Annotated in this window: 16 protein-coding genes; 4 read left to right on the top strand and 12 right to left on the bottom strand. The window is 44.3% G+C overall.

Features of this window, described 5'->3' with window-relative positions; all coding sequences use genetic code 11:
• Positions 1 to 67: 67 nt before the first annotated feature.
• The 10 genes from rpoS to CTT31_RS03225 all read right to left on the bottom strand — a co-directional run bounded on the left by rpoS (position 68) and on the right by CTT31_RS03225 (position 7,193).
• The gene (rpoS, locus tag CTT31_RS03270; protein ID WP_017217021.1) at positions 68 to 1,048 is read right to left on the bottom strand and encodes an RNA polymerase sigma factor RpoS; all 981 of its coding nucleotides are present in this window, start codon (positions 1,046 to 1,048) and stop codon (positions 68 to 70) included.
• 63 nt (positions 1,049 to 1,111) lie between these two features.
• Entirely contained in the window at positions 1,112 to 1,933 is an 822-nt protein-coding gene (locus CTT31_RS03265; RefSeq protein WP_260491977.1) for a peptidoglycan DD-metalloendopeptidase family protein, read from the bottom strand.
• Positions 1,934 to 2,058: 125 nt separating this feature from the next.
• Complete coding sequence (locus tag CTT31_RS03260; protein ID WP_130126819.1) at positions 2,059 to 2,697, bottom strand: protein-L-isoaspartate(D-aspartate) O-methyltransferase; 639 nt, start codon at positions 2,695 to 2,697, stop codon at positions 2,059 to 2,061.
• Between the two features lie 9 nt (positions 2,698 to 2,706).
• Complete coding sequence (gene surE / locus CTT31_RS03255) at positions 2,707 to 3,447, bottom strand: 5'/3'-nucleotidase SurE (protein ID WP_010377409.1); 741 nt, start codon at positions 3,445 to 3,447, stop codon at positions 2,707 to 2,709.
• 35 nt (positions 3,448 to 3,482) lie between these two features.
• Positions 3,483 to 4,520: a tRNA pseudouridine(13) synthase TruD gene (truD, locus tag CTT31_RS03250; protein ID WP_260491976.1), complete on the bottom strand. Its 1,038-nt coding sequence runs from the start codon at positions 4,518 to 4,520 to the stop codon at positions 3,483 to 3,485.
• The gene (ispF, locus tag CTT31_RS03245; protein ID WP_260491975.1) at positions 4,517 to 4,993 is read right to left on the bottom strand and encodes a 2-C-methyl-D-erythritol 2,4-cyclodiphosphate synthase; all 477 of its coding nucleotides are present in this window, start codon (positions 4,991 to 4,993) and stop codon (positions 4,517 to 4,519) included. Before ispF ends, truD begins: the two co-directional genes overlap by 4 nt.
• A complete protein-coding gene (gene ispD, locus CTT31_RS03240) occupies positions 4,986 to 5,684 on the bottom strand; it encodes a 2-C-methyl-D-erythritol 4-phosphate cytidylyltransferase (RefSeq protein WP_211859271.1) in 699 nt (232 codons plus the stop codon). The genes ispF and ispD overlap by 8 nt, the downstream gene beginning before the upstream one ends.
• Positions 5,668 to 5,961 carry a cell division protein FtsB gene (gene ftsB, locus CTT31_RS03235; RefSeq protein ID WP_010377404.1) on the bottom strand — a complete coding sequence of 98 codons (294 nt, stop codon included), beginning with the start codon at positions 5,959 to 5,961 and terminating at the stop codon, positions 5,668 to 5,670. The genes ispD and ftsB overlap by 17 nt, the downstream gene beginning before the upstream one ends.
• 32 nt (positions 5,962 to 5,993) lie before the next feature.
• Positions 5,994 to 6,638, bottom strand: coding sequence for a hypothetical protein (locus CTT31_RS03230; protein ID WP_260491974.1), 645 nt, complete (start codon positions 6,636 to 6,638; stop codon positions 5,994 to 5,996).
• Between the two features lie 84 nt (positions 6,639 to 6,722).
• Positions 6,723 to 7,193: a DUF2947 domain-containing protein gene (locus tag CTT31_RS03225; protein ID WP_045962078.1), complete on the bottom strand. Its 471-nt coding sequence runs from the start codon at positions 7,191 to 7,193 to the stop codon at positions 6,723 to 6,725.
• Between the two features lie 84 nt (positions 7,194 to 7,277).
• Between CTT31_RS03225 and CTT31_RS03220 the strand changes: the two genes are divergently transcribed.
• From CTT31_RS03220 to CTT31_RS03210, 3 genes are read left to right on the top strand one after another with little or no spacing between them, the layout of a single operon-like run.
• Complete coding sequence (locus tag CTT31_RS03220) at positions 7,278 to 7,514, top strand: DUF1653 domain-containing protein (protein WP_010377401.1); 237 nt, start codon at positions 7,278 to 7,280, stop codon at positions 7,512 to 7,514.
• A gap of 43 nt (positions 7,515 to 7,557) precedes the next feature.
• Positions 7,558 to 8,394: an AAA family ATPase gene (locus CTT31_RS03215; protein ID WP_026000904.1), complete on the top strand. Its 837-nt coding sequence runs from the start codon at positions 7,558 to 7,560 to the stop codon at positions 8,392 to 8,394.
• Positions 8,395 to 8,396: 2 nt separating this feature from the next.
• The gene (locus CTT31_RS03210; protein ID WP_260491973.1) at positions 8,397 to 9,581 is read left to right on the top strand and encodes a vWA domain-containing protein; all 1,185 of its coding nucleotides are present in this window, start codon (positions 8,397 to 8,399) and stop codon (positions 9,579 to 9,581) included.
• Between the two features lie 47 nt (positions 9,582 to 9,628).
• On the opposite strand, the gene CTT31_RS03205 is transcribed toward CTT31_RS03210, so the two are convergent.
• Positions 9,629 to 10,282 carry a response regulator transcription factor gene (locus tag CTT31_RS03205; protein WP_010377395.1) on the bottom strand — a complete coding sequence of 218 codons (654 nt, stop codon included), beginning with the start codon at positions 10,280 to 10,282 and terminating at the stop codon, positions 9,629 to 9,631.
• A gap of 86 nt (positions 10,283 to 10,368) precedes the next feature.
• Positions 10,369 to 12,309, bottom strand: a complete 1,941-nt coding sequence (gene acs, locus CTT31_RS03200) for an acetate--CoA ligase (protein WP_260491972.1) — start codon at positions 12,307 to 12,309, stop codon at positions 10,369 to 10,371.
• 319 nt (positions 12,310 to 12,628) lie between these two features.
• Here acs and CTT31_RS03195 point away from each other — a divergent pair, with 319 nt between their 5' ends.
• Positions 12,629 to 13,789 (top strand): DcaP family trimeric outer membrane transporter, encoded by a 1,161-nt coding sequence (locus CTT31_RS03195; RefSeq protein ID WP_039494423.1) that lies wholly within the window; start codon positions 12,629 to 12,631, stop codon positions 13,787 to 13,789.
• Positions 13,790 to 14,064 lie beyond the last annotated feature (275 nt).

Here is a 14,064-nt window from a genome sequence, read left to right as displayed (position 1 = left end):
TTTATACCATTTCAAGAATTAAAAAAGCCGCATATTGCGGCTTTTTTAATGAGTAAATCATACCAATTTACTGTTGCTCAAATAGGCTATCGGTACTTAACCCTTCGTGTTGTAAAATGTCTTTTAAGCGTCTCAACGCCTCAACTTGAATTTGTCTTACCCGCTCTCTCGTTAGCCCGATTTCGCGGCCAACATCCTCAAGTGTAGATGGCTCATAACCAAGCAAACCAAAGCGTCTCGCGAGCACTTCTCGCTGTTTTGGGTTTAACTCTCCAAGCCAATCAACAATGTGTTTGTTAATATCGTTGCTCTGTACTTCGGTTTCTGGACCACCGCCCTTTTCATCCGCGATAATATCGAGCAGTGCTTTGTCATTTTCACCACCGATAGGCGTATCAACCGAAGTGATCCTTTCGTTTAGACGCAGCATCTTACTGACTTCTTCGACGGGTTTGTCGAGACATTCAGCGATTTCTTCTGCGGTAGGTTCATGATCCAGCTTTTGTGTCAATTCACGTGCTGTACGTAGGTAAACATTGAGCTCTTTGACAACATGAATAGGCAAACGAATGGTACGAGTTTGGTTCATGATTGCACGTTCGATAGTTTGACGGATCCACCAAGTTGCATATGTAGAAAATCTAAATCCACGTTCTGGATCAAACTTTTCCACCGCCCGGATCAGGCCTAAGTTACCTTCTTCAATGAGGTCAAGTAATGCTAAACCACGGTTGTTATAGCGACGAGCGATTTTAACCACTAATCTCAAGTTACTCTCTATCATCCGTTTACGTGAGGCTTCGCACCCCTTTAACGCTTTACGCGCAAAGTAAACTTCTTCTTCTGCACTGAGCAGTGGGGAAAATCCAATTTCACCTAAATAGAGTTGAGTAGCATCTAAGTTTTTAACCACTTCTTCTTTGGCAAAAACTTCTTCGTCGTCTTCGAGGTCTTCAAGTAATTCGTCTTTCGGTTCGTCAATATTATCATCTTCGAACTTGTCTAACTCTGGAGTAGATTTTGTAGGTAATTTTGCAGTGTGAGCCATAAGTATTCTCCCCAAGCGAATAAAAGTAAGGGTACTCGAACCAATCGATGTACTCGCATTACTTTATGGCAAGTATTTTGCCGGGTTTACAGCTTGACCTTTAAAACGGATCTCAAACCTAAGCGCCGTCTTAAAAGCATCTGTACTACCCATTTCGGCAATTTTTTCCCCAACTTTAACTTTTTGCTGTTCTCTGACGAGTAACTTAGCGTTGTGGGCATACGCACTTAGATAATCATCTGTATGTTTCAGAATGATTAAATTACCATACCCACGCAACGCACTCCCTGCATATACAACTACACCGCCAGCAGCAGCCTTAACTGAAGTACCTGGTTTATTAGAGATCTCCAATCCCTTATAACCATTCTCTTTAACAGAGAAGTGACGAGTCACTTTGCCTTCAGCAGGCCATTTCCATAGTACCTTATTATTATACAAAGCCTTGGTACTACTAGATTTTTGTGTGGCTTGTCTTTGAACATACTCTCGTTGATTTGGCTTATCAAGCTCTTTTTTGGGGCTTTTGTTACTTTTTTGTTTTAAAGACTGAGACTTGTGGTTTACTTTCGTGTATTTTGTGTTCTTTTTGTTTTTATTTTTGGGATATTCTAGACGAATGATCTGATTGGGGTAGATCGTGTACGGAGGCTTAATTTTATTGATTTGCGCGAGCGTTCTTACATCTTTGTTCGCGCTAAATGCAATTGCAAATAAAGTATCGCCTTTTTTTACTTTGTAACTGCTTCCGTTAATATTAATTTTATGTGACGAAGTGGTCTTACCAGAGTATAAAGTTGTTACAGGCGCAGGCGTATGATTCGATGAGCAGGCAACAAGCAGGCCGCTTAAACAAATCGATATGATGACCTGAGACTTGTACATTACTTATATTTTCCAGTGCTACTATCAACGACTATCATATCAATCTAACTTAATTTTGCTTGGTTTTCACATTCTACTGGAAAAAATAGTTATATTTTATGGAGTTGTTTTTTAAAGCTACAAAATTAACCGACTTCGCCAGCGACTAAAGGCACAAAGCGTACAGGTGCGAGGGCGTGACGAATAAACTGCTCCCCTTGTTTAACAAACAAGGTGAGTGTTTGCGCTTCAACCCCGATGGGAATGACCATAGCACCGCCATCTTCTAGTTGCGCCAATAACTCATCTGGTACTGATTGTGCTGCGGCAGTAACAATGATCCCTGCAAAAGGCGCTTTTGAAGCCCAGCCTTTCCAACCGTCTCCATGTTTCATCGTCACATTATATAAATCCAGCAAATGCAGCCTTCTGCGCGCTTGCCATTGCAGTGACTTGATCCGTTCAATGCTAAAGACCTGTTCAAACACTTGCGCGAGTACTGCGGTCTGATAACCTGAGCCCGTCCCCACTTCCAAAATACGCCCTTTAACACCCACTTGTTTTAACACTTCGGTCATTTTTGCAACGATAAAAGGTTGCGATATTGTTTGTCCTTGTCCGATAGGAAGAGCTGTATTTTCATATGACTTATGTTTAAGCACTTCATCGACAAACAAGTGTCTAGGCGTGTTAGCGATGGCACTGAGTACCACTTCATCCTCTACGCCTTGCTGTTTTAGCAGTTCCACTAGCGCATTAGCGCTGCCCTGATAATTACTCAGCACATACGCCTCTTAAGATAACCAGCTCGCCACAGCATCTAAGCTCTCGTAAGCCGTCATATCCACCTTGAGCGGTGTGATAGCGGCATAACCGTTGTTTACAGCGTGAAAATCCGTGCCCTCACCAGCGTCACTTTCATGACCTAAGGTGCCATACCAGTACACACTTCGGCCCCATGGGTCGATTTGTTCGGTCATGGTATCCGCTTTATGACGTGAGCCTAGTCGAGTGACTTTAATCCCTTTTAAGTCACTTAATGGAATATCAGGGACGTTGATATTAATGATTTGGTCTTTTGGTAGCGGATGGTTTGCAAGCTTTTTAATGATCTCCACCGTGACATGTGCTGCAGTTTCATAATGGGCTTCATTTTTAGAGCAAAGAGAAACGGCAATCGCAGGTAAGCCCACATGTCGACCTTCAGTGGCCGCCGCAACAGTGCCGGAGTACAGCGTATCATCGCCAAGGTTAGCGCCATTGTTGATCCCTGCAACGACTAAATCCGGCAATTCATCCATCAGTTTGTTCACTCCAAGGTGAACACAGTCGGTTGGCGTGCCATTCACGGAGATAAAACCATTATCTAGCGTAGTTGCTCTGAGCGGGTTTAATAAGGTTAACGAGTTACTCGCACCGCTACAGTTTCTATCTGGACCAATAACGGTTACGTCTGCGATTTGTGATAACGCTTGATACAAGATAGCAATGCCCTTGGCGTGAACACCATCGTCATTACTCAATAGGATCTTCATATTTCACCTCTTTTTCTTGTTAGACAATGAGTATCTCACTGCTGTATCGACTCTTCATGTTTATTAAACTTTTTACTGGCATCTTTATGATTAACAAGCTCTCTGAGCAGCGCCGTGGCAAAAGTTCCTTTTGGTAAACTGAATTCAAGGGTTAGCGTACTGTCGTCAGCCATACTCACCTTAAGCGCTTCGGGTATTAATCTGAGCGCTCTACGCTCATTTTTCATCCCAAATTCTGCCAATCCTTCGTGCCATTTAGCAAAAGGTGCCAACCATTCACGCTCTTGCGGCAATAAGCCCTTTTCACCTTTACCAACCAATGGCGCCGAAAGCAAAATATCGCCATTCAGTAACCGCTCGATGAGTTCGCAATCAATCTCTGAGTCAAAAAAGGCGTTACTACCGCTCAGTAAAAAGATTTCACGGTGCCAAGTCGTTGCCAAACCATGCTCTGCCACGCGGCGACTAACGACTTCGTTGAACAGATGAGAGCGAGCGGCTGAAAGTACCAACCCTCTGAGTTTTTTATCGCGGATCTTTTCGCCGTCAAATAACCTATCTGCCATGGCTAAGTTGTGGCCATCATGACCAAAACGTTGCTCTCCAAAATAATTAGGAACCCCTTGGCGTACGGCATTAATACGCGACAGAATATCAAGTGGAGCAGTCACGTTTCTGAGGGTAATGGCAAAGCGATTACCCTTATGACAACCTGTTTTTAACTTTCGATTGTGCCGTATTTGCTGCACCACAAAAATAGAGTCACTATTTAGTGCACTAAAATCTATCGACTTTTTAATTGGCACCGGCACGCTAAACCACTGCGTACAAACACCGTGTCTGTCTTTAATTCCAGCATAACTGACATCTCGCGGTGAAATTTGGGCAAATTCTGCAAGCTTTTTAGCGACAAAGGCAGTGTTTTCTCCCTTTTTTATGATCTGCAAGCAAACGTGCTCACCTTCGCCAGTAAAAGGAATATCTAAAATTTCTTCGACTCTAAAGTCTTCTGGTTGTGACTTATAATCGCCGTCAGATAACGGTTTACCATAAAGATAATTGAGTGTCTTCATGCTTTTACCAATAGCACCACAGCATGGCTTGAGATCCCTTCTTTACGTCCCTCAAAACCCAGCTTTTCAGTGGTAGTTGCTTTAACATTAACTTGGTCTAGCTGCGCTTCACAATCCGCAGCAAGGTTAGTGCGCATCGCATCAATATGTGGTCGCATCTTTGGTGCTTGTGCGACAATCGTGACGTCGACATTGCCCATTTTATAGCCAACCGCTTTTACTTGTTCCATCACGCGGCGTAATAAAATACGACTATCGATATTTTCAAATTCACTCGCGGTATCAGGAAAGTGCTTACCAATATCTCCCAGCGCAAGTGCCCCCAACAAGGCATCACACAATGCATGAATTGCCACATCACCATCGGAGTGCGCAATAAAGCCCTGTTCGTAAGGAATTTTTTCCCCACAAATCGTCAATGGGCCAGCTCCACCAAATTTATGAACATCAAATCCGTGGCCAATTCTAATCATGCTGTTTACCTTGTTGTTGAATTATAAACTCCGCCAGAGGTAAATCCTCCGGCGTCGTGATCTTAATGTTATCCGTACGCGCGGCAATGAGTTGGACTGGCTGATTTTGTAATTCCATCGCTGATGCTTCATCTGTGATATTTGCACCTTGAGAAAGTCCAAGCTCCAATGCCGCCAATAACTCTTCATACCTAAACATTTGAGGCGTAAAAGCCTGCCATAACGACGCTCTAGGCACGGTCTCCTGTACCAACTCCGCACCGCGTTTGATGGTATCTTTAACCTTGGCAGCCAGTATGCCACCTTGCTGTTGATTTATACATTGTGAAATCAGCTGATGAATATCGTCCAGCGCAACTAAAGGTCGAGCTGCATCATGAACTAACACCCAGTCAGGGCGACTTGGTGCCAATGCTTTTAGCGCCAATAAAACAGAGTCGGCACGTTCTTGTCCACCTTCGCAGTGGCTAAAACGGCTATCAGGCAGTAACGCCGATGAAAAATATCCATCTTCTTTGGAAACGGCGACCATAAATTGACTGACGCACTCAAGCCCGGCTAGTTTTTCCAGTGTGTGTACTAAAATTGGTTTACCTAATAGTGGAATATATTGTTTAGGCATCTGCGCCTGCATACGACTGCCAACCCCAGCTGCGGGGATGACGACTGCAAGTTTATCGTTTCTTTTCATGAGGTACTTTCGGTAATACACGGATAAAAGTTTCGCCAGGCTTAATCATGCCGAGCTCATGACGAGCACGCTCCTCAACCCCTTCAAGGCCGAGTTTTAAATCGTCGATATCCGCTTTTAATAATTTATTTCGTTTACTGAGATTGGCATTGGTTTCTTGGTGCGATTTAACCACGGATTTTATCCGAGTGTAGTCCTCCACGCCGTTGTGGCCGAACCAAAGTCTGTACTGAATAAATAGCGCTAAAACCAACAGCGCTAACTGAAAAAATCGCATTGCTTAATCCAAACTTCTGTTTTTTGAGTCGATTAGGATAGTTGACTCATTTTTGTTTTTTGTACTTGTGGCCAATTAATTGAACTGGCAAGTAACATTTCTCTTAGCGTCAGTCTTCGTGGTACTACCGCCTTGCCAAAATACCAAGTATGGCCACAACAAGCCGCTGTCATTAACGCTTTCGTTGGTTTTAGCAATTGTACACGCGCTTCGTCGCTTGCTTGTAAGCTATTACCATTAACACTAAACCAGCCAAATTGGTTGCAGTGCAATTTGTCAGCCTCATTCACTTGGTCGACACTGTCGAGCCTTACGATTGTCCCCGTCGAGTCTGCATATAGCACGGGAACCACCAGCCCCACTTTCACCTTAGTGGTAAAAAATGCTGCGTTGGCAGCGTCATCACATTTAGGCTGTGATTTTTGCTTTGCTAACCAACATCCATTGAAACTATCTAGCTCAAGCGGGACATCACCATGAATAATATGTGTGGCCGCGCGCTCAACATAATACGGCAGGCTGTTTAACAAACGCTGAAGGCGAGTATGATCTGAGAGTTCAGCAAGTTTCGGCAACTCTCTGGCATAAAATACATTTACAAGCTCGGCAAATACAAGGCGAGATGCTTCGTCATACCAGATTGTATTTTGCTGTTGCTCCAAAACGCCTCCCGTCAATGCAATCTACTTTAGTAGACTGGTGTACATCCTTTATACACTAGCCATGTTTCAAATCAAAGCAAACTGCTCAGTTGTACTTGCTTACGGCTTGGTTCCTAATTTTGCTTGCCCCTCAGCCATAAATTGTACTACCGAACTGCGTTTTTTTCCTATTAAGAAACTACCGTCAGTCAAAAACATAAAGTTCTGCCAACATCGCTTGAACACGTCAAAACGGGTCTCGATCACATCATCTCGAGAGAGACAAAAATACACGGTGGTATTAGCTTGCCAATCAAGAAATTGCTCGATAGTTTCAGGAAATGCTTCTCCGGCTTCCCACGGCTGCTCCCAATTGAGGGTTTCTTGCCATGAGTCCGCTTTACCAACCCAATCTGTTTTATCAAAGAAATCAGGGTGATCTTTTTCGTTGCTTACCATAGTGCTCCAAAGCACCGCAGCGCGCGCCGCTGACATTGGCTTTATCAATGCCAGGTCGGATTCTTCGATTGGAAGATCTTTATGTTTGAAAACCCAAGCTTTCTTATAATCGTCCAGCGCAATATAATTCATCTTTAAACACCTTCAGTCTTAATGGCACGGATTATAACATTTCAGTCCGTCACGTACGGCTTTTATTTTTTGGAGCTTGAATTAGTGGATATCACACCTGGAATTTACCGCCACTACAAAGGAAAATTATATCGAGTGCACGCCTTGGCAACGCACAGTGAAACGCAAGAGAAGCAAGTGGTTTATCAAACCTTATATGGAGATATGAGCTTTTGGGTTCGACCACTTGAAATGTTTTTAGAAGACGTTATGGTCGAAGGCGAAGCGGTGCCTCGCTTCACCTTAATCGAAACCGAAGCAGGGTTGGCAGCGAAAAGCTGATTGTGGCAAGATGAGCCTATCTCATCTGACCACAAGAAGTTGAATTATGTTTAAAGGTACTGATCAATATATTGCTACCTCTGCACTACAACAGGCCGTGAATGCGGCCATCGTTTTAGAAAAACCACTCCTGATTAAAGGTGAGCCTGGTACAGGCAAGACCTTACTCGCCGAAGAACTGGCAAAAAGTTTAGATACCGAACTAATCCAATGGCATATAAAGTCAACAACCAAAGCCCAGCAAGGCCTGTACGAATACGATGCGGTCTCGCGTTTACGCGACAGTCAACTTGGCGATCCTCGCGTTAATGACGTTGGTAATTACATCATCAAAGGTAAGCTGTGGCAGGCCTTTACCGCGACAAAGCGCCCCGTTCTGCTGATTGATGAAATCGACAAAGCCGATATTGAGTTTCCCAATGATCTACTGTTAGAACTCGATAAAATGGAGTTTCATGTCTACGAAACTAACGAGCAAGTAAAGGCAAAGGTGCGCCCCATCGTGATTATTACTTCAAACAATGAAAAAGAGCTGCCAGATGCCTTTTTACGCCGCTGCTTTTTCCACTACATCGACTTTCCGAGCAAAGAAGAGATGCAGCAGATTGTAGACGTGCATTTTCCACATATTAAAGCAAATTTAGTACAACGAGCACTCGAAAGCTTTTTCCAATTACGCGACACACCAAACCTAAAGAAAAAGCCAAGCACGAGTGAATTACTCGACTGGCTAAAACTATTATTAGCGGAAGATATTTCCCCTGACGCGTTGCATGACAAATCTAACCAAGGTGGCCTAATGCCGTTATTTGGTGCGCTACTTAAAAACGAGCAAGATGTTTCTTTGGTTGAGAAACTCGCCTTTATGAGCCGCCGCTGATCATGCTCATCGATTTTGTACTCACGCTTAGACGTTACGGTATCAAAGCGAGCCTGCGCGAATTACTAGACTGTTTAGAGGCGCTGGATAAAGAAATTTGCTTTGCCGATCTGGACGGCTTTTACTTTTTGGCAAAAACCATCTTCGTGAAAGATGAAACCTTGTTTGATAAATTCGACCGTGCGTTTGCTGATTACTTTGAGGGAATAGAGTCAATTGATCTCTTCTCACAACTTCAACAGCAGCAATTGCCTGAGGATTGGTTGCGTAAAGAGTTTGAGAAGTCGCTGTCTGAAGAAGAAAAAGCCAAACTTAACGCCATGGGTGGACTCGATAAGCTCCTTGAAACGTTAAAAGCACGCTTGGCTGAGCAACAAAAACGTCACGCAGGGGGTAATAAATGGGTTGGTACAGGTGGCACTTCGCCTTTTGGCGCTTACGGCTATAATCCTGAAGGGATCCGCATTGGCCAAGATGGAAACCGTCATCGCCGAGCAGTAAAGGTCTGGGATAAAAGGCAGTATCGCAACCTTGACAGTAATACCGACATCAGCAGCCGCAATATTAAGCTTGCACTCAAGCAATTGCGTAAATTTGCGCGCAGCGGAGCAAGCGATCAGCTCGACCTTAATGAAACTATTCGCGCTACCGCAAGACAAGGCGGCATGCTGGATGTGAAAATGGCTCCTGAGCGGCATAACTCAGTGAAGGTATTGATGCTGTTTGATATTGGCGGCTCTATGGATGACCATATCCAGCTTTGTGAACAACTCTTCAGCGCCGCACACAGTGAATTTAAGCACCTTGAGTTTTTTTACTTTCATAATTGCGTGTACGAACATGTTTGGCACGATAATGACCGTCGTGACAGCGAATTGCTTGATACTTATCAGCTAATTAACCGATACGGCTCAGACTATCGACTAATATTTGTTGGTGACGCGACAATGGGCCCCTATGAAATCACCTATCCCGGCGGTAGTGTAGAGCATTGGAATCAAGAAGCAGGAGCTACTTGGCTGAATCGTTTAACCAATCACTTTAGTAAGGTGGCTTGGCTTAACCCTCAGCCGCAAAGCTATTGGTCTTATTACCATTCGATAGAGCTAATAAATCAATTAATGCAAAACCGAATGTATCCGCTAACAATAGAGGGACTAAGTCAGGCGTTTAGAGAGTTAAGCTAAAGCAGTGCTGCTTGCAAGGTAAGCACCTTGCAAGCAATGATGCGAAGTTAGTCATTCGCTTCGATAGGTTCTAGTTGTAGTTTTGAAGCGATCAATACGGCTTGAGTACGGTTATAGACACCCAACTTTCTGAAGATAGCGGTGATATGTGCTTTCACCGTTGCCTCTGAAATATTTAGCTCGTAGGCAATTTGCTTATTCAGTAAACCTTCGTGTAAATATTGCAGCACTTTATATTGCTGCGGCGTGAGCGAGGCCACTTGTTGGGCAAGCTCTTTGTCTTCCCCTTCCAGTTCAGCCACTTTGTCTTTCATGCCTTCAGGCAACCACGTGTCACCTTCAAGCACTTGCTCTATGGCTTCGGTAATTTGTTCTACTGACGCCGCTTTTGGGATAAAACCCATCGCGCCGTATCCCATCACTTTAGAAATGATAGAAAGGTCTTCGCTTCCCGAAACCACAACAACTGGAAGACTTGGGTGATCCTCACGGATCCGAATTAGTCCATATAAATCACCATTGCCCGGCATATGTAAATCGAGCAGGAGTAGGTCTAGTTCTTCTTGTTGTTGTAAGACCGAGAGCGTAGTGTCAAAGTTTTCAGATTCGAATACCTCTAATCCTTCAAACTGCGCTTTTAGAGCCCCCTTAAGCGCCTCTCGAAATAGAGGATGATCATCCGCGATTAAAAACTGATACATGCTATGCTCCTAAAAAATCGGCTGTTATCGTAAAGATAACAGCCGTTATAGTATGTTTATATTAGGTCGCAATTCAAGTTATTCAGTTAACGATTCAATCTATTCTCGATTAATTCATCAACCACACTTGGATCGGCAAGTGTAGAAGTATCCCCTAACTGTTGATACTCGTTAGCTGCAATCTTACGCAAAATACGGCGCATGATTTTACCAGAACGGGTTTTAGGTAAACCTGGAGACCATTGGATCATGTCAGGGGTTGCAATTGGGCTTAGCTCTTTACGCACCCAATTTCTCACCTCTTTAGTTAACTCGTCAGATACCGTTACCCCTTCATTTGGCGTGATATAGACATAGATCCCTTGGCCTTTAATATCGTGTGGATAGCCTACCACGGCCGCCTCAGCAACCGCTTCGTGAGCGACTAACGCACTTTCGATTTCAGCAGTACCGAGGCGGTGACCTGAAACGTTAAGTACATCATCCACGCGACCGGTGATCCAGTAGTAACCGTCTTCATCACGGCGACAACCATCGCCCGTGAAATAAACGCCCGGATAAGCCGAGAAGTACGTTTGTTCAAAGCGCTCATGGTCGCCATAAACCGTACGGGCTTGTGAAGGCCAGCTATCCAAAATCACCAGATTACCTTCGGTCGCGCCTGTCAGCGTATTACCTTCCGCGTCAAATAGTGCAGGAGCAATACCAAAGAATGGACGGGTCGCAGAACCCGGCTTAAGTGCAGTAGCGCCAGGTAGTGGCGTGATCATGATGCCGCCCGTTTCGGTTTGCCACCAAGTATCTACGATAGGACAATCACTATTACCAATTTGCTCATAATACCAAGACCAAGCCTCTGGATTAATTGGCTCACCGACCGAACCCAAAATACGTAAACTGTCACGCTTGGAACTTGCTGTCGGCTCGTCACCTTTTGCCATTAAAGCACGGATCGCGGTAGGCGCAGTATAGAGGATAGTAACGCCATGTTTATCAACGATTTCACCCATGCGACCAGACGTTGGATAAGTTGGCACGCCTTCGAATACAACTTGAGTACAACCATTTACTAGTGGACCATAAGCAATATAACTGTGACCCGTGATCCAGCCCACATCCGCGCTACACCAGTAAATATCATCTTCTTGAAGGTCGAATACATACTCATGGGTCATTGATGCATACACTAGGTATCCACCCGTAGTATGCACTACCCCTTTCGGCTGACCGGTAGAGCCCGAGGTATAAAGAATAAAGAGCGGATCTTCCGCATTCATCATTTCAGGTTCACATTCGGCAGGTTTATCAGCAACTAATTCATGCCACCATACATCGTGAGCATTCCATTCAACATCGCCATCTGTTAATTGATGTACAATCACATGCTCGATAGTGGTGACGCCAGCTTGCGCTACCGCTTCATCAACATTTGCCTTAAGCGGCACACAATTACCACCGCGACGACCTTCATCTGAGGTGATGACAACTTTGGCGCCAGAATCTTTGATACGGTCTGCAATCGCTGAAGGTGAAAAGCCCCCAAACACAACGGAATGGATAGCACCAATTCTTGCACAGGCCTGCATGGCATAAATTGCTTGTGGAGTCATCGGCATGTAAATAGCAACGCGGTCACCCTTTGTAACGCCTAAACTCTTAAGACCATTGGCAAGCTTTGCGACTTCATCGTGTAGCTGTTGGTAGGTAATATTTTCTGTTTGTTCTGGATTATCACCTTCCCAAATCAATGCAACCTTATCGGCGCGCTTTTCCAGGTGTCTATCAATACAGTTATAAGAGGCATTTAGTACGCCGTCTTCGTACCATTTAATATTGATATGGCCTTTGTCGAATGAGGTATTTTTAACTTTGCTATAGGGTTTGAACCAATCTAAACGTTGACCGTGCTCTTTCCAAAACTCTGCGGGGTCATCAACCGACTTTTGATATAGTTCTTGATATTGCTCGTCGTTGATTAATGCTGCGTTCTTGATTTTTTCAGGAACTGGATAAATGCTCTGTGACATAGTCATCTCCATTATATTTAGAGGTCTAGGTCTGCTAGACACGCTTTTCCTAAGGATCACCCAGCCTTGGGTGTTTAAGTATTAGACCTTAGTTGTAGAACAGCTGCAAACGTAAAAGTTTCATACAGCTTACCGATTGTACCCAATTTAATACAAATATTATGATCGCCTTATCCTCCACTCATTTACCGTATGCCACCTTAGTCTAATAGACCAATAGGTAATTGAGTAAAAACCAACCTTAAACAACAGTTAGTGATGATTAAAATGAATGTCAGCTGCTGCCAACTGCAAAGCACAGCTATTGAGGAACTGGATTATGACAACGAATAACATTAATAAAAAACTGCTCGCAGTTGCTATCAGTAGTCTCTGCGCTCTCCCTGCCACTGCGGCTGAGATTGGCGATACTAAAGTTAACTATGGTGGTTATATCAAGCTTGATGCCATTTGGAGTGACTTTTCTGACGGCGCGCTGGGTGCGCAAAATATCGGCCGAGACTTTTACGTTCCTGGTACGACTCCGGTCGGGGTAAACTCAGATAGCGACGCTGTATTTGATATGCACGCTCGTCAATCTCGGTTTAGCTTCGGGACCGATACTAAGCTTGATGATGGCAGCAGTATCAAGACTAAAATCGAGCTAGACTTTATTTCTACATCGGGAGGCAATGAGCGTGTTAGTAACTCCTACTCACCTCGTATTCGCCAAGCCTTTGTGAGCTACAAGGGTTTCTTGTTCGGTCAGGCTTGGTCAAACTTCCAAAATGTTAGTGCGCTACCAGAGACTTTAGATTTCGTCGGCCCAGCTGAAGGTACCGTTTTCGTACGCCAAGCCATGGCTAAATACACCACAGGAAACTGGTCTTTCTCTATTGAAAACCCAGAAAGTACAGTTACCACTGCAGATAGTGGCCGTGTCGTCACTGATGACGCTAGCATGCCTGATTTCACTGCACGTTACACACACAATGCTGATTGGGGTCATATTGCGGTAGCGGCACTTGCGCGCCAAATTACCTATAAAGTCGGTGGAGCTGATGAGTCTGAAAGCTCATTTGGGGTCAGTGCGTCTGGTCGTGTTAATTTTGGTGACAATAACTTGAAATTTATGCTGACCCAAGGTCAAGGGCTTGGTCGTTACGTAGGCCTAAACGTTGCTAATGGCGCGGTATACGACGGTAACTCGTTACATGCAATTGACTCGACGTCGGGCTTTATCGCTTATCAACATAGCTGGAATGAACAATTCCGTTCAACATTCTTATACTCTTTCTTTAATGCTGATAACGAAAGCGATTTGCTGGCGGTGACTGGCGATCCGACAAAATCAAGTATGAGTTACAGCGCAAACCTACTTTATTCACCCGTGAAAAAGCTTACCTTTGGTGCTGAATATAAAATGGGTACTCGGGAAACAGAAAGTGGCCTCGAAGGTGATTTAGACAGACTGCAACTTTCAGTGAAATACGTGTTTTAAGAGTTTGTTATTTTAATATACTACTACCAATTCACTTCCTAACTGCGGCCTATTGGCCGCTTTTTTATTGTTGGTCGCGACATAAAGTCCACAGCAACGGTAGGCTTCTTCGCGACATAAAGTCGCTGCTACGATGTGTTTTTTCGCGGTATAAAGGCTCTGTTATAGAGTGTTTCTTCGCGACAAAAAGTCGCAGCTATGGTGTGTTTTTCGCGACATAAAGTCGCTGCTACGACATGTTTTATCGCGACATAAAGTCCGCTGCTACGATTTGT

This window comes from Pseudoalteromonas maricaloris (assembly GCF_024746855.1).
GTDB classification, from domain to species: Bacteria; Pseudomonadota; Gammaproteobacteria; order Enterobacterales; family Alteromonadaceae; genus Pseudoalteromonas; species Pseudoalteromonas maricaloris.
The sequence above is the reverse complement of the archived record's forward strand: the minus strand, read 5'-3'. Positions and strand labels throughout refer to the sequence as shown.